Raw genomic sequence first — 22,063 nt, forward strand, 5'->3', positions numbered from 1 at the left:
GCTACCAGAAAGCGGCCCTGAATATGTTCTGACCCGCCATCGGCGACGTCATGTTCATCGTTCCTTCGCCCGACATCCAGCATCACAGCACCTGATAACGAAGCGTGAAGTAAACCGCGCGCCCCGGTTGCTCGTAAGTCTGCGCGGTTTCGTACTCGCGGTCGAACAGGTTGCTCAACCTGACCTGCAAGCGCCAGTCCGGGTCGAAGCGGTACTCGCCACGCAGGTCGACCAGCGCATAGCCCGGCAGTCGCTGCGCATCGGTATTCGCCGCCTGATCGAAACGATAGCTGCTGGCGTACAGTGTCGCACCGACGGCCACTGTTCCGAAACTGCGGTCGACATCCAGATTGAACGTTCGCTTGGCCCGTCGTGCCAGCAGGTGACCGTGGTTCTTGTCGCTGCGGTCCTGCGGGTCGAGGAAAGTCAGCGAGGAAACGATGTCCCATCCCTGGAAGTCGGTACGCAGCACGCTTTCCAGGCCACGAATCCTCGCCACGTCGACGTTGTCCGGCCGCATCGGGCTGCTGCCGCTGCCGCTCCAGACGATCAGGTCGTCGATCCGGGTCTCGAAGGCATTCAGGCTCCACTCACCCCACGCCTGGTTGCCCTTGAGCCCGATTTCGAAGCTCTCCGACTCCTCCGGTTGCACGTCCGGGTTGCCCGCAGTGGAGGCGCTGGCAGGGTAATAAAGGTCGTTGAAGGTTGGCGCCCGGAACGCGGTGCCATAGGCGGCACTGACGGTCACCTCGTCGCTCAGTTCGTAGTTCCAGCCCAGGCTGCCGGTGTCATGGCTGCCGAAGAACTGGTCCTTGTCACGGCGCAGGGCCGCCTCCAGGCCGTGCCGGCCGAAACTGGCCAGGTACTGCACGAAAGCACCTTTATTGTTGCGCGAATCCCTGGCATAGGCGGCCGTGGTGTCAATACGGTCACGCTGGTAATCGAAGCCCACCGTCAGCAACTGGGCTTCGCCCAGACTGATATCGTTCTGCCAGGAAAGGCTGTCGCGCTGGCTGTCGAAACGCGAGTAGAACCTGCCATCCTGGTACTGGTCCGACAGGTCCTCGCTATGGGCCACCTGCAAGGAAACCTGCCAGGGTTCCAGGGGCGAGAACCGCGCCCGGGCGCCGACCACCTCCAGCTCACCGTCCTTATAGGCATCACGCCCGCTGTTGCCGTTTGTGGCACGGCTGTCCAGGTCGCTGTGGCCCTTGCTGCGCAGCCAGTTCGCATCCAGTTCAAAACGGTCATTGAAACGATAGCCCCCGCGCAGGGACGCCGACAGCTCGCGATAACCATCGGCATCGGGCTCATAGCTTCTTGGTGCGCTCGGCCGGTAGGCGCGCACGTTGATGCCATCGGTGGACTCGCTGGCGATACCCAGGCTGTACCAGGCCGCGCCATTTCCGCCCGAGACCCCGGCCGTCCCGCTGTAGGAAGAACGACTGCCGGCACCGACGGAGAAATACGGCTTGACCCCGTCGCCCGAACCCTTGCGGGTGAATATCTGGATGACGCCGCCCATGGCCTCGGAACCGTAGAGGCTGGAACGAGGACCGCGCACCACCTCGATACGTTCGATCTGCTCCAGCGGAATCGCGTGCAGCGCTGCCGTGCCATCGGTGGCCGAACCGACCTTGACGCCGTCGACCAGGACCAGCAGGTGCTTGTCACTGGTGCCGCGCAATTGCACGGTGGAAGACTTGCCCCGGCCACCATTGGTGACGATGCCGACGCCAGCGAGGCCCCGCAGCGTATCCAGGACAGTGGTTGCCTGACTGCGCTCGATATCCTCGCGCGTGATCACGCTGGTGGACGCCGTGGTATGGGTTGGCGCCAATGCCGTACGCGTGGCGGTAATGACCTGCTGGTCGAGTTCCACCGACTGTGCCTGCGCCAGTGAAGCCACGCAGGAAACCCCGAGCAGCGCGCCGGCCACTGGTCGAAAGAGTGATCTATCCATTTATCGTTTGAGCTCCGCCGTGCCCGCCCGCACGACACCTGGGCCGAGTTGGACAGTCGGAGGAGCATGGGAGAGCGAACGAACGTCCCCAAAGCAGCGCCCACCGCACCGTCGTGAATGCGACAGGCCGGTCTCCGGGCTTGCGAGCGGAGCCTGCGGCTCCCGAAACCCGGCCTTCCCATGCGCGGATACGGGCACAGTGACTACGAAAGAGGTTTCACGACTCGCCTACCGTTGCGGGGGCAGCGCCGGAATCGAACCGGCTTCCCGTTTCACCCTTGTGGCACATGGCCTGGGCACCTGAGGCTGGCGGAGGGTAGACCAAGGCCTGGGGCAGCGCAAGGCGACCTGGGGTCGCGATTTGCCGCTCCCACCCAGGCTTGTGGAATAATGCCGCCTTCGAACGACAAGACAGGCCAAAAGACCGATGACCAGTATCCTGCAGATATCCGACACCCACTTCGGCACGGAACAGGCCCCAGTGGTGCAGGCTCTGGAGGACCACGTCAGTGAACACGGCGCCGACCTGCTGGTTTTTTCCGGTGACATCACCCAGCGTGCCCGTGGCAGTCAGTTCGCGGCGGCGGCGGCCTTCATGCAGCGGCTCAAGGAGCGTGGCATCGGCGACACCCTGGTCATCCCCGGCAACCATGACATCCCGCTCTACAACCTGCCGCTGCGTTTTTTCGCCCCCTACCACAACTACCGCCGGCATTTCGGCCATGAGCTGGAGCCGGTCTTCGAGAACGAACGCCTGCTGGTGATCGGCCTGAACACCACGGCCCCACGGCGCCACAAGAACGGTCTGGTGACACCTCGCCAGGTGGAGCGAGTGGCCAACATCCTGCGCGCCCGCGACCCGGCCAAACTGAGCATCGTGGTCGCCCACCAGCCGTTCGGCGCCATGGTCCCCAGCGACGTGCGCAACCAGCAGCGCGGCGCCCAGGCCGCCCTGGAGTGCTGGGCCGCCGAGGGGCTGGACCTGGTGATGGGCGGGCATGTGCACCTGCCCCATGTGCTGCCGCTTTCCAAACAGTACGCCCATCTGGCCAGGGAGATCTGGATGGTCCAGGCCGGCACCACCTTCTCTTCACGGGTACGCGGCACCTCGCCCAATTCGTTCAACCGCCTGCGCCTGCACGAAGGTGCAAACAAGCACGTCACGGTCGAACGCTGGGACATGCTGGACAACCACTTCGCCCCCGGCTCGCACTTCGAGCTGAGCTGGGGCCATCCGTAGGCTGCAGCGCGCGTACACCCTACGGGGATCGTCCGTGACTAGCGCCGGACCGGGCGCTTCTGCAACTTGCGCTGCAAGGTACGGCGATGCATGCCCAGGGCGCGGGCGGTGGCCGAGATATTGCCGTCATGCTCGCTCAGCACGCGCTGGATATGCTCCCATTGCAGGCGGTCCACCGACATCGGATTTTCCGGCACCAGGGTATCGAGGTCGGCATGCTTGGACAGCAGCGCCGCCAGCACATCGTCAGCGTCCGCGGGCTTGCACAGGTAGTTGCAGGCGCCGCGCTTGATGGCTTCCACCGCCGTGGCGATGCTCGAATAGCCGGTCAGGATCAACACCTTCATTTCCGGGTCCAGCGCCAGCAGCTTGGGCAGCAGCACCAGGCCGGAGTCACCTTCCATCTTCAGGTCGAGTACGGCGTAGTCGGGCAAATCCTGTGTCGCCAGCGCCAGACCTTCGTCGGCGGAGCTGGCAATACTCACCCGCAGACCACGGCGCGTCATCGCACGGGCCATCACACGCGTGAACGTCGGATCGTCATCCACCAACAGCAGGTGTGGTTGTTCTTCACCATCGTGCTGCAATTCGTCGGTCATGCTTCATTCCTCGCAATGTTCGCGATCAGACTCGAACCGAGCCATGAGGCAGGCGCAACTCGGTCAGAGTTCCGCCGTCTTCGTGATTGTAGAGTTTCACCGTGCCGCCGGCACGGGTCACGCTGGCCTGACTGAGAAAAAGCCCGAGACCGAAGCCCTTGCCACCCTTGGTGGTGATGAAGGGGCGGCCGATCTGCTCGGCAATCGCCAACGGCACACCCGCGCCATGGTCGCGGATGCCCAGCTTGATCCATTGCTCGTTCCAGTCCAGGCGGATTTCCAGGTTGTCCGGGCAGGCATCCGTGGCGTTGTTCAGCAGGTTGAGCAGGGACTGACTGAGATCAGCGGGCGGCATCAGGTGGGGCGGACTGCCCACACCCACGCACTGGAACTTGTAGGTGGCCTCAGGGCGCATCAAATGCCAGCGCTGCAGGACGGTCTCGACCCACTCTCGCGCCGTCTGTTCCAGGATCGCCTGACGACGGTCGGCCTCGGCGGCGCGAACCAGTTGCTGCAGGCTCTCCTTGCACAGTTGCACCTGGGATTGCAGCAAGCTCAGGTCTTCCTGCAACACGGGGTCCTTGTGCTCCTGGCGCAGTTCCTTGAGCAGCACACTCATGGTCGCCAGGGGCGTGCCCAGCTCATGGGCGGCGCCGGCCGCCTGCGTCGCCACGGCCAGCAATTGCTGGTCGCGCAGGCTTTCCTCACGGCGCTGGGATTGCAACTGTTGCTGGCGGCGCAGCTCCTCGGCCATGCGGGTGACGAAGAAGGTGATCAGCGCCGCTGCCAGGGCAAAGCTCAGCCACATGCCGTAGACCAGCAGCGTGGAGCGATCCACCGGCGGTACGTTGACCGGGTCGTACCACACCAGCATCAGCGTATAGCCCAGCAGCGCTAGCCCGGACAGGACGATGGAGTAGAGCCAGGGCAGCGTCGCGGCGGCGATGGTCAACGGCACCAGGTAATAGGAGACGAAGGGGTTGGTCGATCCGCCCGAGTAATAAAGCAGCGCACTGTGTATCAGCAGGTCGCAGGCCAGGTGCCCGGCGTATTCCAGATCGGTCACTGGCCAGGGGCCGTAGAGGCGGATCGCGGTGCCCAGGCACAGCAACGCGGAGACCGACAGCGTGATGCCCAATGCCAGCCAGGGCAGTGTCAGCACATCGGTCACATAGGCCAGCCCCACCGCGCCGGCCTGGGCCGCCAGCACGAGGCAACGGATCAGGGTCAATAGCCGCAGGTTCTGGCGGCTGGCAGAGAACAAATGAACGGATGCGTACATGGAGACTCCAACAATTGCGCGAGTATAACCAAGCACACTGCCCGCTTCATGCGTCAACACGCCGCATAACATTGGGCTGGCAGGATAATTTCAGTTACCGTCCCTGGCATCTTTTTCACCCTCAGCAAGGAAAACATCCATGCCTTCCAGATTCCCCAAAGCTCCCCTGCTGTTCCTGGCCGCCACCCTGGGCAGCGGCTATGCCATCGCCGACGAGCCCCGCTACAACCTGATCTCCCTGCGTGCGGAAGTCAGCAACGAAGTCGCGCAGGATCGCATGCACATCACTCTCTATACCGAGTCCCAGCACACCGACCCGGCCAAGCTGGCGGCCCAGACCACCGAAGTGCTCAACAAGGCGCTGAAGCGTGCGCGCCAGGAAAAGAGCGTCACGGTCAAGACCGGCAACCGCAGCAGCTATCCCGTCTATGAAGAGAAAACCCAGAAAATCGTCAGTTGGCGCGAGCGTGCCGAATTGCAACTGGAAAGCGGCGACTTTGCAGCCCTTTCACAACTCACCGGCGAATTGACGCAGACCCTGAAGCTCGACGGCATGTATTTCAGCGTTTCCGACAACGTCCGCCAGCAGAACGAAGACGCGCTCTACAAGGATGCTGTGACTGCCTTCAAGGCCCGCGCGCAGATCGTGACCCAGGCCCTCGGCGGCAAGGACTACAAACTGGTCAACCTGAACCTCAACAGTAATAGCGGTGGCTACTACCCACCGATCATGCGCGCATCGGCCATGAAGGCCAGCATGCAAGATGCAGCCCCCACACCCGAAGTCGAAGCAGGCACCCGCAAGATATCCCTCAGCGCCGATGGCGTGATCGAAGTGCTGTTGCGCTGAACGGCTAACACTCCTCCAGCGCCGGGTACGTCACGCAAAGGACATATCCGGCGCCGGATACACCTTCCCACCCCTGACCGCACTGGCTGCAACCTGCCGTCAATCGCTTCATGCTACCCTCGGGCACTTCTCCACAACGCCAGCCCATCATGAGTGTCACCCAAAGTATCTCCCTGCTCGCCCTGCTGATCCTCGTCAGCGCCTTCTTTTCCGTTGCCGAAATCGCCCTGGCCGCCTCACGCCGACTGAAACTGCGGCAGATGGCCGACGACGGCGATCCACGTGCCTTGCAAGTCATACAGGTCCAGGACCAGCCCGGCCACTACTTCACCGTGGTACAGATTGGCGTGAATGCCCTGGCCATTCTCGGCGGCATCGTCGGCGAAGGCTTCCTCAGCCCGCTGGTCAGCACCCAGCTCGAACGCTTTATGGAGCCCGCCCCGGCGGCGACCCTGGGCTTCATCGTCTCCTTCGTCACCACCACCTCGATCTTCATCGTCATCACCGACCTGGTGCCCAAGCAAATTGGCATGGCCGCCCCCGAGCAACTGGCGGTGCGCGTCATCGGCCCGATGCAGATGCTCAGCCGCCTGCTGAAACCGCTGGTGCTGGTCTATGCCTGGCTGTCCAACCGACTGATCCGCCTCTCCGGCCTGCCGCACAAGCGCGACGACAGCGTCACCCCGGACGATATCCTGGCCATGGCCCAGGCCGGTGCGCAGTCCGGCTCCCTCGCCGCCAGCGAACAGCAGGTCATCGAGAACATCTTCGAGCTGGACACCCGCACCCTGCCCAGCGCCATGACGCACCGCGACGCCATCGCCTACTTCCTGCGCGATGACGTGGAAACCCTGGTACGCACGCGGATCGCCGACGACCCCTACTCGTTCTACCCGGTCTGCGATGGCGCCATCGACCATATCATCGGCTATGTGCGCCTCAAGGACCTGTTCCAGCGCGTACTCAGCGGCACCCCGATCTCCTTCGAGGACCCCACGCTGATCCGCAAGCTGCTGGTGGTGCCCGACCGCCTGAGCCTGGCGGAAATGCTCGAACAGTTCCGCCAGGCCGGCGAGACCTTCGCGCTGATCGTCAACGAATACAGCCTGGTGGTCGGCCTGATCACCCTCAACGATGTGATGAGCATCGTCATGGGTGACCTGGTCTCGCCCTGGTACGAAGAGCAGATCGTCCAGCGTGACGAGAACTCCTGGCTGATCGACGGCATCACACCGATCCAGGACGTGCGCCGCGCCCTGAACATCGACAGCATGCTGCACGAGGACGAATACGAAACCCTGGCGGGCTTTCTCATGACCATGCTGCGGCGCGTGCCGCGCCGGACCGACCGGGTCAGTTGGGGCGGCTATACCTTCGAGGTGATGGACGTCGACAGCTACCGCATCGACCAGGTCATGGCGACCCGCGAAGGCTCACAGAAAAACGCCTGACGCAGCGGCTCAGGCCCGCCGCGTCGCCAGCATCAACCCGGCGAAAATCAGCCCGCCACCGACCAGGTGGTAGGGCTGCAAGGGCTCATGCAGCAGCACCCAGCCCAGCAACGCGGTGAACACCGGCATCAGGTAGTTGGTCAGCGATGCCTTGGCCGCACCCAGCACACTGACACCGTGATTCCATGCCAGGTAGGCCACCAGCGAAGAGAACACGGCGGTGTAGGCGATGGCCGAGAGGTTGCTCAGATTGACCTCGAAACCGCCGACCACACTCAGCTCGAGCAGGTAGAACGGCAGGATGAACGGCAGGCCGAGCAGCATCAGCACACCGAGCAACACCAGTGGCGGCACCGTCAGGTAGCGGCCCCAGAGCCGCAACAGCAAGGTATAGGTCGCCCAGACCAGCACCGCCACCAGCATGATCAGGTCGCCGCCGGCGAACGACAGCGAGGTCAGCACGTCCAGGCTGCCGCGGCTGATCAGATAGCCCAGCCCGAGCAATGCGACCACCAGCCCGTACCAGGCACGTCGCGCCGGCCACTCCCCAAGCAATACGCCGGCACCGACGAAGGTGGCCAGGGGCAGGCAGGTACTGACCAGGGTAATGTTGATCGCGGGCGTGGTCTGCGCGGCGGTATAGAGCAAGGAGTTGAAACTGGCGATGCCCACAGCGGCCAGTACCAGCAGCCGCCAGCCCGCCGCCAGCAATGCCTGGCGATGCTGCCAGATCGAGCGCGCCACGAATGGTAGCAACAGGACGGATGCCAGGCTCCAGCGCCAGAAGGACAGGCTCAGGGGAGGAATGTCATCGTGGTAGGCGCGCCCAACCAGGGCATTGCCACTCCAGAGCAGAATGGCCAGTACCAGCCCGGCGAACGCCAGCCCCTGTCGTGAAAGAACCACACCAACCTCCCATACCATCACCGCCAGGCAAACCACTTCGCAGCGACGGCAAGCACATTAAAAAACGCTCGGCACCCGGATCACGGAACGCGCCACCCGCAGCGGACTCACCCTACAGGCCGAGACCTCAATCCAGCAACGCACACGCCATGACCAGAGCATCTTCACGGCCATCGACAGCCGGGTAGTAATCGCGGCGGCGTCCTATTTCATTGAAACCGAAGCGCTCATACAGGCGATAGGCCGGGTGGTTGCTTGCCCTGAGCTCGAGAAAACACTCATGTGCCCCTCGCTCGTGGGCCCGCGCCATCAGGTGCTCCAGCATACGCAGGCCCAGCCCGCGGCCCTGGTTCTCCGGTTTCACCGTCAGGTTGAGCAGGTGCGCCTCGTCGATGATCACATCGATCACGCCATGCCCCACCTGCTGGCTTCCTTCGAGCATCACCCAGCACTCGTAGCTCTTCAGACTGTCGCGGTAGGTACCGCGCGTCCAGGGATGACTGAAGGCTGCGTACTCGACCCTCAGCACTTCATCAAGGTCCGCCTCGGTCATACGGCGGAATGTCACGCTATCGCTCATGAACCCATTACCCAACGCGGCATACTGCGCTTGATCGTCCGCCATAGCTCGGCCTTGCTGGCCGGCTCTTCCATCAGTGACTCCAGGCCCGGTATCGCCAGCGCCCGTCCGACACCTTCGATATCCAACTCACGCCAGCAGGCTTCGAGGCCGACTTCTCCAGCAAAGCGCAGCGCCGGCAGCCCGATCAGCCACAGGCAATCGCTGCCCATCTGCTCCAGTTCGGCCATGAGCACGCCTTGCACGTAGTCGCACGCCGCTTCGGCACCCTGGTCGAGGCTGCCACGGTGCAGCAAGGGCCAGCGTATCGGCTCGCCATCGCCCACCTGCTGGGGACGGTCGGGCAGTCTGGCAGCCTTGAGGATGTCCTTGAGCAGCACATAGGCAGGATCACGGCTCTGGAAAGGTTCGCCAGTCGGCAGCTCCACCAGCAGCAGGCAACTGCCGGCACGCAGCAATTGCAGGGAAAACCGGGGCGGCGGCACCCTGGGCGCCTCGACCTCGACCGGAGTGGCAACCTCCGCAACCGCTGGAGCGGCCTCGACGGCCGGCGGCATCATCCGTTCCCGCAAGGGACGCGATACCTCACCCGCGACCACCGGTTCAGCGGCAACGACAGGCTCGACGGAGCGCTCGGGGATGACGACAGGCTCAGGCGAGACCTCGACCACCTCCAGCAGCGCTGGCCGGGAGGGTGCGGCAAACGGCAACAGGGTACGCGGCAGCCAGCATGTCACCTGCATGGCATCCAGATAGGCCCTACGGCGGAACTCTGCGTTCAAGCTTCGCACCTGTCCGAGAAATCAAAGACAGGGATTGTCGCGTAGCGGGCGGCAGGTCACAAGCAGCTTCAGGCCTTGGTGCGACGTACCAGTCCGTGTCCGGACAGTACAACCAGGCACGCCTTCTCCTTCACCCGCTTGCGGGAGAGGATCGACGAGTGGGAAAAAGCTTCCAGTAATGGCCTCCCCCACAGCTTGAAGCACGAAAAAAAGAACTGTATAAATACACAGCAATCAACCTTGGGAGCCTCGCCATGCTGGTTCATCTGTCCATCCGCAACTACGCCATCGTCGAGCACCTCGACCTCGAACTGAAGCGCGGCATGAGCGTGATCAGCGGCGAGACCGGTGCCGGCAAGTCGATCATGCTCGACGCCCTCGGCCTGGCATTGGGTGATCGTACCGACAGCAGCGCGGTGCGCACCGGCGCGGACAAGGCCGACATCCTCGCCAGCTTCGACCTCGAAGACATACCCGACGCCCGCACCTGGCTGGCCGAACGCGACATGGAGCACGACGGCCCCTGCATCCTGCGGCGGGTCATCACGGCCGAGGGCCGCTCGCGCTGCTACATCAATAGCACCCCCTGCCCCCAGGGCGACCTCAAGGCGCTGGGCGAGCTGATGATCGACATCCATAGCCAGCACGAACACCAATCCCTGCTGAAACACGACACCCACCGGCGCCTGCTCGACGAGTACAGCGGCAACCAGGAACTGGCCCGTCAGGTCCAGCAGGCTGCCCAGCGCTGGCGCCAGACCCGCCAGGAACTGGAGCGCCTGAGCAACAGTAGCGAGGAACAGCGCGCACGCCACCAACTGCTCAGCTACCAGTTGGAAGAACTGGAAAACCTTTCCCTGGGCGAGAACGAACTGGAACAACTGGAGCAGGAACATCGCAACCTGGCCAACGCCGGGCAACTGCTCGGCACCTGCCAGCAGGTGCTGGACATCTGCAGCGAGAATGATGCCGGCAACGTGCTGTCGCTGCTCAACGCCAGCCTGCAACGCCTCGCCAGCGTACAGGGCAACGCCAGTGCACTGGGCGAAGCCAGCAACCTGCTGGCCAGTGCGCAGATCCAGGTCGAGGAAGCCATGGGCGAACTCAACCGCTTCCTCGATCATTTCGACGACGACCCGCAGCGCCAGCAATTCCTGGAAGAACGCCTGGACAGCATCTACACCCTGGCCCGCAAGCACCGGGTACAGCCCGGAGAACTCTGCGCCCTTCAGCAACAACTGCTGGAGGAGCTGGAGAATCTCAATGCCGATGACGAAACCCTGGTCCGCCTCGAACAGGAACTCACGGGCCTGGCGCACGACTACGACGAGAAAGCCAACGCATTGAGCGCCAGGCGCCAGAGCGCGATAGAGCCCCTGGCCCGAGCGGTGGAAGAAGAGATCCAGCGACTGGGCATGCCTGGCGGGAAGTTCTGTATCCAGCTCAAGCCCACGGCAACCGACGAGCGGCCCCCGCAAGGACTGGAACAGGTCGAGTTCCTGGTCAGCGCCAACCCTGGGCAACCGCCCCGCCCCCTGGCCAAGGTGGCTTCGGGGGGTGAACTGTCGCGCATCAGCCTGGCGATCCAGGTGATCACTGCCCAGACCTCGCGTACGCCGACACTGGTCTTCGATGAAGTGGACGTCGGCATCGGTGGCCCGACCGCGGAAGTCGTCGGCCTGCTGCTACGCCGCCTGGGCGAGCGCGGGCAGGTCCTGACCGTCACCCACCTGCCCCAGGTCGCAGCCCAGGGCCATCACCACCTGTTCGTGCACAAGGCGCGTGGCCAGGATGAAACCCGTACCGCTGTCAGCAGCCTGCTGGACGACAGTCGTATCGAAGAGATCGCCCGCATGCTCGGCGGCGTGGAACTGACGGAGCAATCCCTCGCACATGCCCGGCAGATGGTAGAAGCCGCACAGTTGTAACCACGCAAAGACACCTGGCGGCTATCGCACCAGCATTTCCTGCACACGAAAAAAAGCCACCCGAAGGTGGCTTAAAAGGAAAGAGAGTATTGCTTAGCCGGCTGCAACCGGACGCATATAAGAAATGGGCGCGGTTTCAGGGTCGTCGAAGGTGACCAGCTCCCAGGCATCCTCTTGCTCCATCAGCGAGCGCAGCAGGCGGTTATTCAACGCATGCCCCGACTTATAGCCACGGAACTCGCCGATCAGGCTGGTCCCCAGGAGGTAAAGGTCGCCAATGGCATCGAGTATCTTGTGTTTGACGAATTCGTCCTCGTAACGCAGGCCGTCCTCGTTAAGCACTTGATCGTCATCGACAACGATGGCGTTTTCCACACTGCCGCCGCGAGCCAGGTTATGCGAACGCAGGAATTCCAGGTCGCGGGTGAACCCGAAGGTCCTGGCACGACTGACTTCCTTGACGAAGGAAGTACTGGAGAAATCCACGCTGGCAGTCTGGGTACGACCGCGGAAGACCGGATGATCGAAGTCGATCTCGAAACTGACCTTGAAACCCTCGAACGGCAGGAAGGTAGCGCGCTTGTCGCCATCCACCACCGTCACTTCCCGCTTGATGCGGATGAACTTCTTATGGGCGTCCTGCTCTTGCAGGCCTGCCGATTGAATCAGGAACACGAAGGGGCCGGCGCTGCCGTCCATGATCGGCACTTCGGAGGCGGAAAGCTCGACATAGGCATTGTCGATGCCCAATCCGGCCATGGCCGAAAGCAGATGCTCCACTGTGTCGACCTTGACATCACCGCTGACCAGCGTCGTAGACATGGTCGTTTCCCCGACATTCAGCGCGAGCGCGCGAATCTCCACGGGAGGCACGAGATCGGTGCGGCAGAACACGATACCGCTGTCGATCGGTGCAGGCTTCAGGGTCAGGTAGACCTTTTCCCCCGAGTGCAAGCCGACGCCAGTAGCGCGGATGGTGTTCTTCAGTGTGCGTTGTCTGATCATGGCTTGGTTCGCTGTATCCGCTGCGAATGGCTTTCAGTAAAGGGCTGCGATGATAGCAGAAGCCCTGTTTGCTGAATACCGATCACACCTATCCCCTCGATAAACTGATTCAATCGGCCTGACGACGCAGGAACGCTGGAATGTCCAGGTAATCCAGGTCTTCCTGCGGGTTCAGGCGGGCTGCGGTCGCGGCAGCCTGTGCCTGGTTGCGCATGACGGTCGGACGCTCCAGTTCGCGGTAGTTGACCGCAGCCTGCTCGTTACGCGCCGGAATCACGGCAGCCGCGACGCTCGGGGCGCTCAGGGTGTTGTCGACCACCTTGACCGGCTTCTCGCCACGCGGGCCGAGGCCAGTGGCAACCACGGTGACATGCAGTTCGTCGCTCATGTCCGGATCGATCACGGCACCGACCTTGACGGTGGCTTCGTCGGACGCGAAGGCTTCGATGATCTCGCCCACTGCGGCGTACTCGCCCAGGGACAGGTCGAAACCGGCAGTGATGTTGACCAGGATGCCGCGAGCGCCCTGCAGGTTGACGTCTTCCAGCAGCGGGTTGCGGATCGCCGCCTCGGTCGCTTCACGGGCACGGTTCGGCCCGGTGGAGCAGCCAGTACCCATCATGGCCATGCCCATCTCGCCCATGACGGTCTTGACGTCGGCGAAGTCGACGTTCATCAGGCCGGGACGTTGCATGATGTCGGAGATGCCACGCACGGCGCCGGACAATACGTCGTCCGCCTTGGCGAAGGCCGACAGCAGGCTGGCGTCCTTGCCGAGGATGGTCAGCAGCTTCTCGTTGGGGATGGTGATCAGCGAGTCGACGCACTCGGACAGCGCACGGATACCTTCATCGGCGACCTGCATACGGCGGCGGCCTTCGAAGGGGAACGGACGGGTGACCACGGCCACGGTCAGGATGCCCATTTCCTTGGCGACCGACGCGATCACCGGCGCAGCGCCGGTACCGGTACCGCCACCCATGCCCGTGGTGATAAAGACCATGTCGGCGCCTTCCAGCACTTCAGCGATGCGCTCGCGGTCTTCGGTAGCGGCCTGGCGACCGATTTCCGGGTTGGTGCCGGCACCCAGGCCCTTGGTGATGGAAGAACCGAGTTGCAGCACCGTGCGCGCCTCGACCTTCTTCAGCGCCTGGGCATCGGTATTGGCGCAGATGAACTCAACGCCTTCGACGTTGTTGCGCACCATGTGATTGACTGCGTTGCCACCGCCACCACCGACACCGATGACTTTGATGACCGCGTTTTGCGGGGTGTGATCGACCAGTTCAAACATTTTCTCTCTCCTTCCAACTTTCTAGTTTTGTGTTACAGCTGCACTGCATTGCTCAGAAATTGCCCTGGACCCAGCTTTTCAGCCGCTCCAGAACGGATGTCTTGTTCTCTTCCGTCGTCCCGCTGCCAGCGGATGGCGTGCCGTCCGTCTGCTTCTGCAAGCCGTAGAGCAACAGGCCGACAGCGGTCGAATAGATCGGGTTGCGCACCACGTCGGCCAGCCCTTTGAAGCGATGAGGCGAACCCAGGCGTACCGGCATATGGAAGATTTCCTCGGCCAGTTCCACGGCACCTTCCATCTTCGATGTACCACCGGTCAGGACAATGCCGGCGGGCACCAGATCTTCGTAGCCGCTGCGACGCAGTTCGGCCTGGATCAGGGTGAACAGTTCGTCGTAACGCGGCTCCACCACCTCGGCCAGCGCTTGGCGCGACAGCTCGCGCGGCGGACGGTCGCCAACGCTCGGCACCTTGATGGTTTCGCCGGCGCCCGCCAGCTTGGCCAGGGCGCAGGCATAGCGAATCTTGATTTCCTCGGCGTACTGGGTCGGCGTACGCAGGGCCATGGCGATGTCATTGGTGACCTGGTCGCCCGCGATCGGGATCACCGCAGTATGGCGAATGGCGCCTTCGGTGAAGATGCAGATATCCGTGGTGCCACCGCCGATGTCCACCAGGCACACGCCCAGTTCCTTCTCGTCATCGGTCAGCACCGCGTGGGCCGAGGCCAGTTGTTCGAGAATGATGTCGTCGACTTCCAGCCCACAGCGACGCACGCATTTCTCGACGTTCTGCGCGGCGTTCACCGCACAGGTCACCACGTGCACCTTGGCTTCCAGGCGCACGCCGGACATGCCCAGTGGCTCGCGCACGCCTTCCTGGTTATCGATGACGTAGTCCTGCGGCAGGGTGTGCAGCACGCGCTGGTCAGCCGGAATCGCCACGGCCTGGGCTGCGTCCAGGACACGTTCCAGGTCCGCACCGCTCACTTCGCGATCACGGATCGCCACGATGCCATGGGAGTTCAGGCTGCGCACATGGTTGCCCGCCAGGCCGACGAAAGCCGAGTGGATACGGCAGCCCGCCATCAACTGGGCCTCTTCGACCGCCCGCTGGATGGATTGCACGGTGGACTCGATATTCACCACGACGCCCTTTTTCAGGCCGCGCGACGGATGGGTACCGATACCCACGATTTCCAGTTCGCCATCCCCCGACACTTCACCCACCAGGGCAACGACCTTGGAGGTGCCGATATCGAGTCCGACGATCATCTTGCCACTCTGCACGCTGGACATTCTCTTTCGTTCCTCAATTCTTCACGGCGGCGGTCAACTCGTCCGCCAGGTGGACCGGTTCGCGCCAGGCCACGGCCAGGCCGTTGGCATAGCGCAGGTCGATCCGGGCAATTTTCTCACTCTGCGGCGCCAGTTCCTGCTGATAGATGGCGGTGAAACGACGCATCTTCTCGACGATATGATCCCGTCCCAGCAACAGCTCCAACCCCTGGTTGGTGCTGAGGAACCAACTGCCCCGCTCGCGCAACTCCAGACGCTGGATGGAAAAGCCGAGAGGCCGCAACATCTGGCTAAGCATTTGATATTGCTGCATGACTTTCTGTTCAGCGCGCTTGGGACCATGCAACTGTGGCAAGTGTTCATAATGTGTCAGGTCATTTGGCGAAAAAGCCTGTCCACGGTTGTTCAGCAGCGCCTCGTCGCCCCAACGCGCGATGGGCAGATGCTCCTGAAGACGCAGCGCAACCTGGTCCGGCCAGACGCGGCGGACTTCCACATGGGAGATCCAGGGCATCTCTTCGAGGTTGCTGCGCAGGCCATTCAGGTCGACCTTGAAGAAACTTGCCTCGACGAAGGGCGCGATACGCTGCTGTATCGCCTGCTGGCTGATATAGCTCATGTCGCCCTGCACACTGACCTTGGCGATGGGCCGGTCGGCATAGGGCATCAGGCGTACGCCCAGTTCATACAGGCTGACCAGCAGGCCAACCAGCAGCAACGGCCAGAGCAGGCGCTTGAGCCCGCTCAGATCGACACGCGGCAGGCGCGCACCCAGCGGCTTCGGCTCGACCAGCCGACTGGCGCCACGAGGCGACGGCTTGCGAGCTCCGGCTGGCTGAGTGTGACGCAGCGTGGCGATCATGGCGTCAGGCCTCCACTTCCAGGCTTTCATCGAGGATGGCCAGCACCAGTTGCTGGAAATCCAGCCCGGCGGCACGGGCCGCCATCGGCACCAGACTGTGGTCGGTCATGCCCGGCACGGTATTCACTTCCAGCAGCCAGAAGCGCCCGTCGGCGTCCTGCATCACATCGGCACGGGCCCAGCCCTTGATGCCGACGGCTTCGCAGGCGCGCGCGGTCAGTTCCTTGAGTTCCTGTTCCTTGTCGGCGTCCAGGCCACAGGGAATGCGGTACTGGGTGTCGGAGGCCAGGTACTTGGCGTCGTAGTCGTAGAAGCTGTGCGGCGTGCCCAGGCCGATCGGTGGCAGCACCTGGCCACGCAGGGTGGCGATGGTGAACTCCGGCCCCTGGATCCATTGCTCCACCAGCACCTGCGAGTCGAAACCGCTGGCGGCACGCCAGGCCTCGACCAGTCCAGGCAGGTCGTCCACCTTGGCCATGCCGATGCTGGAGCCTTCGTGGGCCGGCTTGACGATCAGCGGGAAACCGAGCGCCTGCGCAGCCGCGCGGCAGTCCGCCTCGCTGGCCAGCACGGCATGGCGCGGTGTGGACAGGCCCAGGCTCTGCCAGACCTGCTTGGTGCGCAGCTTGTCCATCGCCAGGGCCGAGGCGAGGATGCCACTGCCGGTATAGGGAATTCCGGCGCACTCCAGCAGCCCTTGCATGCTGCCGTCCTCGCCACCGCGGCCATGCAGCACGATGAAAGCACGGTCGATACGCTCGCTGACCAGACGCTGCAGGAAGTCGTCGCCAACGTCGATGCCGAAGGCGTCGACACCGGCCGAGCGCAACGCGTCCAGCACTGCAGCCCCGGATTTCAGGGAAACCTCGCGCTCGGCACTGCGACCGCCGAACAGCACGGCGACACGGCCAAAGGCGCGTGGGTCACGGGTCGATTGCAGGGCGCTCATTGGGCTTTCCTCTTGAACAGCGGACTTTTGATCAGTTGTGGTGCGAGACCACCAATGTCGCCGGCGCCCTGGCAGAGCAGGATGTCGCCTGGCCGCAGCAGCGGCTTGACCAGCGGCGCCAGCTCGACGTCACGCTCGATATAGATAGGGTCCAGTTGCCCACGCTGACGGATGCTGTGGCACAGGTGACGGCTGTCGGCACCGGGAATCGGCTCCTCGCCGGCCGGGTAGACTTCCATCAGCAGCAACACGTTGGCATCGGCCAGCACCTGCACGAAGTCTTCGTAGAGGTCGCGGGTACGGGTAAAGCGGTGCGGCTGGTACACCATCACCAGGCGCCGCTCCGGCCAACCGCCACGGACGGCCTTGATCACCGCCGCCACTTCGCGCGGGTGATGGCCGTAGTCGTCTACCAGCATCACGTTGCCGCCCTCGACTTCCAGCTCGCCATAGACCTGGAAACGCCGACCGACGCCTTCGAAGCCCGACAGCCCTTGCAGGATGGCATCGTCGCTGATGCCTTCGTCGGTGGCGATGGCAATGGTCGCCAGGGCATTCAGGACGTTGTGGTTGCCCGGCATGTTCACCGACACCGCCATCGGCTCGCGGCCCTGGCGCAGCACGGTGAAGTGGGTGCGCATGCCTTCCTGGCGGATGTCCACCGCACGCACGTCGGCATCTTCGCTGGTGCCGTAGGTGGTGGTCGGGCGGGCGATCTGCGGCAGGATCTCGCGCACCACCGGATCGTCCACACAAAGCACGGCCAGGCCGTAGAACGGCAGGTTGTGCAGGAACTCGATGAAGGTTTTCTTCAGCTTGCCGAAGTCGCCGCCATAGGTGCTCATATGGTCGGCGTCGATGTTGGTCACCACCGACACCATCGGTTGCAGGTGCAGGAAGCTGGCGTCGCTCTCGTCGGCTTCGGCGATCAGGTAGCGGCTCTCGCCCAGCTTGGCGTTAGTGCCGGCGGCAGTCAGGCGGCCACCGATGACGAAGGTCGGGTCCAGGCCACCCGCGGCGAACACCGAGGCCAGCAGGCTGGTGGTGGTGGTCTTGCCATGGGTGCCGGCGACCGCGATGCCATGCCGGTAGCGCATCAGCTCGGCCAGCATCTCTGCACGCGGCACTACCGGGATGCGCTGCTCCAGCGCCACGGCCACTTCCGGGTTCGACTCGTTGACCGCGCTGGAAACCACCAGCACGTCGGAGCCGGTGACGTTGTCCGCCTGGTGGCCGATGAAAATCTGCGCGCCGAAGCTGGCCAGGCGCTCGGTGGTCGCCGAAGCCTTGAGGTCGGAACCGGACACTTCGTAGCCCAGGTTGAGCAGCACTTCGGCAATACCGCACATGCCGACACCGCCGATACCGACGAAATGGATACGGCGAATCCGACGCATACGCCGGACTTCCGCCTTGACCGCCGCAGGAGACTTAGCCATTGGCCACCTCCAGGCAGATGTCCACTACATTCGCTGTCGCATCGGGCTTTGCGAGTCGCCGTGCGCTGGCGCCCATTGCCTCTAATCGTTCGGGTTGCATCATGACCTCGGTAAGCTGCTCGGCCAGTCGGGCCGCATCAGTCTTGGCTTGCGGCAGAAGGAAGGCTGCGCCCTCCTTCGCCAGATATTCGGCATTGCGCGTCTGGTGATCGTCGATGGCATGCGGCAGCGGCACCAGGAACGACGGCAGGCCGGCAGCCGCCAGTTCACTGACCGTCAGGGCGCCGGCGCGGCAGATCACCAGATCGGCCCAGGCGTAGGCCTTGGCCATGTCATGGATGAAAGGCTCCACACCGGCCTCTACCTGTACCGCCGCATAACGCTCGCGGGTGACCTCGGCGTGCTGTTTGCCAGCCTGGTGGAACACTTCCGGGCGCAGCTCCGGCGCGACCTGCGCCAGGGCTTGCGGCAGCAGCTTGTTCAGCGGCTCGGCGCCCAGGCTGCCACCCAGCACCAACAGGCGTGCCCGACGTCCGGCCAGCGCGGCCCTCGGGGCGTCGGTGAACAGTTCGCGGCGCACCGGGTTGCCGGTCGTGCGGCGCTTGTCGCTGGCAGCGAACGTCTCGGGGAATGCTTCGCAGACCCGCTGGGCAAAGGTGGACAACGCCCGGTTGGCGGTACCGGCCACAGCGTTCTGCTCATGGATGACCAGCGGGATACCCGCCAGCTTCGCTGCCAGGCCGCCAGGCCCGGTGACATAGCCACCCAGGCCGAGTACGCAGACCGGACGCACTTCACGAATCACGCGACGCGCCTGCAACAGCGAGCGCAGCAGTTGCAGCGGCGCTTTCAGCAGCGACAACACGCCTTTACCGCGCAGCCCGCTGATTTCAATCCGGTGCAGCGGCAGGCCGGCGGCGGGCACCAGCTCGTTCTCGATGCCACGGGGCGTCCCCAGCCAGTGCACGTCATAGCCACGCGCGCGGAACTCCGCCGCACAGGCCAGCGCCGGGAACACATGCCCGCCGGTGCCAGCGGCCATGATCAGGATGCTAGCGGCCATGGTTCACCTCCCGCGTGGAAGGCGCCGATGCCGGCTCCTGGAAGTCTTCTTCGTCGAAATCTGCCTCGGCACTGCCGAAGGAGTGACGGGCCTCCCATTCGATCCGCAGCAGCAACGCCATGCTGGCGCAGGTCACCACCAGCGAACTACCGCCATAGCTGAGGAACGGCAGGGTCAGGCCCTTGGTCGGCAGCAAGCCGGTATTCACACCGATATTGATCAGGAATTGCCCCAGCCACAGGAAAGCCAGCCCCCAGGCGACGTAGGCGGAGAAGAAGTGCTTGGCCCGCTCAGCCTGCAGACCGATATACAGCGCACGCACGCCGACGAAGGCAAACAGGCAGACCGTTGCCAGCGCCCCGACCATGCCCAGCTCCTCGGCCAATACCGAGAACACGAAATCGGTGTGCGCCTCCGGCAGGTAGAATTGCTTCTGCACACTGTTGCCCAGGCCGACACCAAGCCACTCGCCGCGTCCAAAGGCAATCAGTGCCTGGGTCAATTGATAACCGGAACCGTACTGGTCTGCCCAGGGATCGGTGAACGCGATCAGCCGTTGCAAACGATACTCCTGGGTCTGCACCAGCACGTAGACGGCGCCCACGCCCAGGGCGACCAGCAGGCTGAAACGCAACAGCCCGACACCGCCAAGGAACAGCATGGCCACTGCCGAGCCCATCATCACCACGGTGGCACCGAAGTCAGGCTCCAGCATCAGCAGGCCGGCCATCGGCAGCAACACCAGGAACGGCTTGAGGAAGCCCCAGGTACTTTCACGCACTTCTTTCTGCCGCCGAACCAGGTAGCCGGCGAGATAGACCACGACGAAAACCTTGGCCAGCTCCGATGGCTGAACGTTGAACGCGCCGAAACCGATCCAGCGAATGGAGCCGTTCACTTCACGCCCGATGCCCGGCACCAGTACCAGTACCAGCAGAGCGAACCCCATCAACAGCAGCACCCAGTCGAAGCGCTGCAAGGTGGCAATCGGCACCAGCAGCGTCATCGCGGCGGCGACCAGCCCAAGGGCCACATAAACCAGGTGGCGACTCATGTGGTACAGCGCATTGCCCGAGTTGACCGAGGCCACTTCCGAGGAGGCCGAGGTGATCATCACCAGCCCGAGCCCGAGCAGCGCCAGGCAACCGGCGAGCATGGGGAAGTCGACATCCAGGCCACGACGGCCGAACAGTGGGGACGGGGCACTGCGCAGGAAGGCCAGCATCAGCTCAACCCTCCTACCGCGGCGGCGAACAGACGCCCGCGCTCTTCAAAATTCTTGAACATATCCAGGCTGGCGCACGCGGGCGACAGCAGCACCGAATCCCCCGGCAGCGCCACGGCAGCCGCCTGGGCGACCGCATCGTCCAGGCTCTCGACCCGAATCAACGGCAACGCACCGTCCAGCGTCTCGGCCAGCAGCCCGGCATCACGTCCGAGCAACACCACCGCACGGCAATGGCGGGCCACCGGCTCGCGTAGCGCGGAGAAGTCGGCACCCTTGCCATCGCCACCGGCGATCAGCACCAGCTTGCCGTCGATATCCGCACCCAGACCCTCGATCGCGGCCAGGGCGGCGCCGACGTTGGTGGCCTTGGAGTCGTCGTAATAAGCCACGCCGGCATGCTCACCGACCCACTGGCAACGGTGCGGCAAGCCGGCAAAGGTGCGCAGCGTCTGCAGCATGGCCTCGAACGGCAGCCCCACCGCATGCCCCAGGGCCAGCGCGGCCAGGGCATTGGACTGGTTGTGCGAACCGCGGATCTTCAATTCGCTTACCGGCAACAGCGGCTCGAACTGGAAGGCCAGCCACTTGCAGCCGTCGACGTCGAGCAGACCGAAACCGTTGAAATCGGCACGGCCCAGGCCGAAGCTCCAGACTTTCACATCGTCGACCAGCAGCGGACGGCTCAGGGCATCATCACGGTTCACCAGCACCTGGCGCGCGCCACGGAAGACCCGGTGCTTGGCCAGGTGATAGGCCGGCAGGCCGCTGTAGCGGTCCATGTGGTCTTCGCTGACATTGAGGCAGGTGGCCACTTCGGCGCCCAGGCGATCCGTGGTTTCCAACTGGAAGCTGGAGAGTTCCAGCACATAAAGCTGTACGTCATCGGCCAGCAGGTCGAGGGCCGGCGTACCCAGGTTACCGCCGACGGCCACCTTGAGCCCCGCCTGCGCCGCCATCTCGCCGACCAGCGTGGTCACCGTGCTCTTGGCGTTGGAGCCGGTGATGGCGACGATCGGTGCCTTCGCCTCACGCGCGAACAGTTCGATATCCCCCGACAGCCGCACACCGCATTCGGCGGCACGCCGCAGGGCCGGCGTGCTCAGCGCCACGCCAGGGCTGACCAGCAGTTCGGCGGCGCGGCAGAGGAAGTCCACCTCCAACTCGCCACAACGCACTTCGACGTCCGGGTATTGCTCGCGCAGCCTCGCCAGTTCCGGCGGGTTCGCGCGCGTGTCGACCACGGCAAAGGCAATGCCCCGGCTCGCCAGGTGGCGAACCAGGGACATGCCGCTCTTGCCGAGGCCGACAACGATGCGGAACTGGTCGGAGGCTATCAACACAATCA

19 protein-coding genes and 1 riboswitch are annotated in these 22,063 nt (G+C 63.8%); of the genes, 4 read left to right on the plus strand and 15 right to left on the minus strand.

Translation table 11 applies throughout. The features are described from left to right. Nucleotides 1–82: 82 nt before the first annotated feature. The gene (btuB, locus tag HW090_RS05745; RefSeq protein ID WP_179112577.1) at nt 83–1,963 is read right to left on the minus strand and encodes a TonB-dependent vitamin B12 receptor; all 1,881 of its coding nucleotides are present in this window, start codon (nt 1,961–1,963) and stop codon (nt 83–85) included. A 107-nt stretch (nt 1,964–2,070) separates the two neighbouring features. Then, nucleotides 2,071–2,282, minus strand: a riboswitch (cobalamin riboswitch). A 108-nt stretch (nt 2,283–2,390) separates the two neighbouring features. On the opposite strand from btuB, the gene HW090_RS05750 reads away from it, so the two are divergent. After that, a complete protein-coding gene (locus HW090_RS05750) occupies nt 2,391–3,203 on the plus strand; it encodes a metallophosphoesterase (protein ID WP_179112578.1) in 813 nt (270 codons plus the stop codon). 38 nt (nt 3,204–3,241) lie between these two features. Here the strand turns inward: HW090_RS05750 and HW090_RS05755 are convergent, their stop codons facing one another. Next, the gene (locus HW090_RS05755) at nt 3,242–3,802 is read right to left on the minus strand and encodes a response regulator transcription factor (protein ID WP_179112579.1); all 561 of its coding nucleotides are present in this window, start codon (nt 3,800–3,802) and stop codon (nt 3,242–3,244) included. Between the two features lie 25 nt (nt 3,803–3,827). Continuing rightward, nucleotides 3,828–5,084 (minus strand): ATP-binding protein, encoded by a 1,257-nt coding sequence (locus tag HW090_RS05760; RefSeq protein WP_179112580.1) that lies wholly within the window; start codon nt 5,082–5,084, stop codon nt 3,828–3,830. A 139-nt stretch (nt 5,085–5,223) separates the two neighbouring features. Between HW090_RS05760 and HW090_RS05765 the strand changes: the two genes are divergently transcribed. Then, on the plus strand, nt 5,224–5,934 hold the full coding sequence (locus HW090_RS05765) for an SIMPL domain-containing protein (RefSeq protein WP_179112581.1): 711 nt from the start codon (nt 5,224–5,226) through the stop codon (nt 5,932–5,934). 149 nt (nt 5,935–6,083) lie between these two features. Beyond that, nucleotides 6,084–7,385 carry a hemolysin family protein gene (locus tag HW090_RS05770; RefSeq protein ID WP_179112582.1) on the plus strand — a complete coding sequence of 434 codons (1,302 nt, stop codon included), beginning with the start codon at nt 6,084–6,086 and terminating at the stop codon, nt 7,383–7,385. 9 nt (nt 7,386–7,394) lie between these two features. On the opposite strand, the gene HW090_RS05775 is transcribed toward HW090_RS05770, so the two are convergent. The 3 genes from HW090_RS05775 to HW090_RS05785 form a co-directional block, all read right to left on the minus strand. After that, the gene (locus HW090_RS05775; RefSeq protein WP_256930754.1) at nt 7,395–8,291 is read right to left on the minus strand and encodes a DMT family transporter; all 897 of its coding nucleotides are present in this window, start codon (nt 8,289–8,291) and stop codon (nt 7,395–7,397) included. Between the two features lie 127 nt (nt 8,292–8,418). Next, on the minus strand, nt 8,419–8,871 hold the full coding sequence (gene rimI / locus HW090_RS05780) for a ribosomal protein S18-alanine N-acetyltransferase (protein ID WP_179112584.1): 453 nt from the start codon (nt 8,869–8,871) through the stop codon (nt 8,419–8,421). Beyond that, nucleotides 8,868–9,653 (minus strand): energy transducer TonB, encoded by a 786-nt coding sequence (locus tag HW090_RS05785; protein ID WP_179112585.1) that lies wholly within the window; start codon nt 9,651–9,653, stop codon nt 8,868–8,870. The genes rimI and HW090_RS05785 overlap by 4 nt, the downstream gene beginning before the upstream one ends. A 254-nt stretch (nt 9,654–9,907) precedes the next feature. Between HW090_RS05785 and recN the strand changes: the two genes are divergently transcribed. Continuing rightward, the gene (gene recN, locus HW090_RS05790) at nt 9,908–11,581 is read left to right on the plus strand and encodes a DNA repair protein RecN (RefSeq protein WP_179112586.1); all 1,674 of its coding nucleotides are present in this window, start codon (nt 9,908–9,910) and stop codon (nt 11,579–11,581) included. A 93-nt stretch (nt 11,582–11,674) separates the two neighbouring features. Here the strand turns inward: recN and lpxC are convergent, their stop codons facing one another. From lpxC to murD, 9 genes are all read right to left on the minus strand, one after another. Continuing rightward, a complete protein-coding gene (gene lpxC, locus HW090_RS05795; protein WP_179112587.1) occupies nt 11,675–12,586 on the minus strand; it encodes a UDP-3-O-acyl-N-acetylglucosamine deacetylase in 912 nt (303 codons plus the stop codon). Nucleotides 12,587–12,695: 109 nt separating this feature from the next. After that, nucleotides 12,696–13,880 carry a cell division protein FtsZ gene (gene ftsZ / locus HW090_RS05800; RefSeq protein ID WP_179112588.1) on the minus strand — a complete coding sequence of 395 codons (1,185 nt, stop codon included), beginning with the start codon at nt 13,878–13,880 and terminating at the stop codon, nt 12,696–12,698. 52 nt (nt 13,881–13,932) lie between these two features. Further along, entirely contained in the window at nt 13,933–15,177 is a 1,245-nt protein-coding gene (ftsA, locus tag HW090_RS05805) for a cell division protein FtsA (RefSeq protein WP_179112589.1), read from the minus strand. 13 nt (nt 15,178–15,190) lie between these two features. Further along, nucleotides 15,191–16,039: a cell division protein FtsQ/DivIB gene (locus HW090_RS05810; protein ID WP_179112590.1), complete on the minus strand. Its 849-nt coding sequence runs from the start codon at nt 16,037–16,039 to the stop codon at nt 15,191–15,193. A 4-nt stretch (nt 16,040–16,043) separates the two neighbouring features. Beyond that, nucleotides 16,044–16,988, minus strand: a complete 945-nt coding sequence (locus HW090_RS05815; RefSeq protein ID WP_179112591.1) for a D-alanine--D-alanine ligase — start codon at nt 16,986–16,988, stop codon at nt 16,044–16,046. Beyond that, complete coding sequence (gene murC, locus HW090_RS05820; protein WP_179112592.1) at nt 16,985–18,427, minus strand: UDP-N-acetylmuramate--L-alanine ligase; 1,443 nt, start codon at nt 18,425–18,427, stop codon at nt 16,985–16,987. The genes HW090_RS05815 and murC overlap by 4 nt, the downstream gene beginning before the upstream one ends. Continuing rightward, nucleotides 18,420–19,490, minus strand: a complete 1,071-nt coding sequence (murG, locus tag HW090_RS05825; protein ID WP_179112593.1) for an undecaprenyldiphospho-muramoylpentapeptide beta-N-acetylglucosaminyltransferase — start codon at nt 19,488–19,490, stop codon at nt 18,420–18,422. Before murG ends, murC begins: the two co-directional genes overlap by 8 nt. Beyond that, nucleotides 19,480–20,718 (minus strand): putative lipid II flippase FtsW, encoded by a 1,239-nt coding sequence (gene ftsW, locus HW090_RS05830; RefSeq protein WP_256930789.1) that lies wholly within the window; start codon nt 20,716–20,718, stop codon nt 19,480–19,482. Before ftsW ends, murG begins: the two co-directional genes overlap by 11 nt. Next, entirely contained in the window at nt 20,715–22,061 is a 1,347-nt protein-coding gene (murD, locus tag HW090_RS05835) for a UDP-N-acetylmuramoyl-L-alanine--D-glutamate ligase (RefSeq protein ID WP_179114840.1), read from the minus strand. The genes ftsW and murD overlap by 4 nt, the downstream gene beginning before the upstream one ends. Nucleotides 22,062–22,063 lie beyond the last annotated feature (2 nt).

The sequence above is a fragment of the Pseudomonas sp. ABC1 genome (assembly GCF_013395055.1).
Taxonomy (GTDB): domain Bacteria; phylum Pseudomonadota; class Gammaproteobacteria; order Pseudomonadales; family Pseudomonadaceae; genus Stutzerimonas.

Bases quoted from the DNA above. Each gene is read 5' to 3' on its own strand.
- HW090_RS05770 (WP_179112582.1), top strand. From the start codon at position 6,084: ATGAGTGTCACCCAAAGTATCTCCCTGCTCGCCCTGCTGATCCTCGTC.
- HW090_RS05760 (WP_179112580.1), bottom strand. From the start codon at position 5,084: ATGTACGCATCCGTTCATTTGTTCTCTGCCAGCCGCCAGAACCTGCGG.
- HW090_RS05765 (WP_179112581.1), top strand. From the start codon at position 5,224: ATGCCTTCCAGATTCCCCAAAGCTCCCCTGCTGTTCCTGGCCGCCACC.
- recN (WP_179112586.1), top strand. From the start codon at position 9,908: ATGCTGGTTCATCTGTCCATCCGCAACTACGCCATCGTCGAGCACCTC.
- HW090_RS05810 (WP_179112590.1), bottom strand. From the start codon at position 16,039: ATGATCGCCACGCTGCGTCACACTCAGCCAGCCGGAGCTCGCAAGCCG.
- HW090_RS05750 (WP_179112578.1), top strand. From the start codon at position 2,391: ATGACCAGTATCCTGCAGATATCCGACACCCACTTCGGCACGGAACAG.
- murG (WP_179112593.1), bottom strand. From the start codon at position 19,490: ATGGCCGCTAGCATCCTGATCATGGCCGCTGGCACCGGCGGGCATGTG.
- HW090_RS05755 (WP_179112579.1), bottom strand. From the start codon at position 3,802: ATGACCGACGAATTGCAGCACGATGGTGAAGAACAACCACACCTGCTG.
- rimI (WP_179112584.1), bottom strand. From the start codon at position 8,871: ATGAGCGATAGCGTGACATTCCGCCGTATGACCGAGGCGGACCTTGAT.
- HW090_RS05815 (WP_179112591.1), bottom strand. From the start codon at position 16,988: ATGAGCGCCCTGCAATCGACCCGTGACCCACGCGCCTTTGGCCGTGTC.
- murC (WP_179112592.1), bottom strand. From the start codon at position 18,427: ATGGCTAAGTCTCCTGCGGCGGTCAAGGCGGAAGTCCGGCGTATGCGT.
- lpxC (WP_179112587.1), bottom strand. From the start codon at position 12,586: ATGATCAGACAACGCACACTGAAGAACACCATCCGCGCTACTGGCGTC.
- ftsA (WP_179112589.1), bottom strand. From the start codon at position 15,177: ATGTCCAGCGTGCAGAGTGGCAAGATGATCGTCGGACTCGATATCGGC.
- btuB (WP_179112577.1), bottom strand. From the start codon at position 1,963: ATGGATAGATCACTCTTTCGACCAGTGGCCGGCGCGCTGCTCGGGGTT.
- ftsZ (WP_179112588.1), bottom strand. From the start codon at position 13,880: ATGTTTGAACTGGTCGATCACACCCCGCAAAACGCGGTCATCAAAGTC.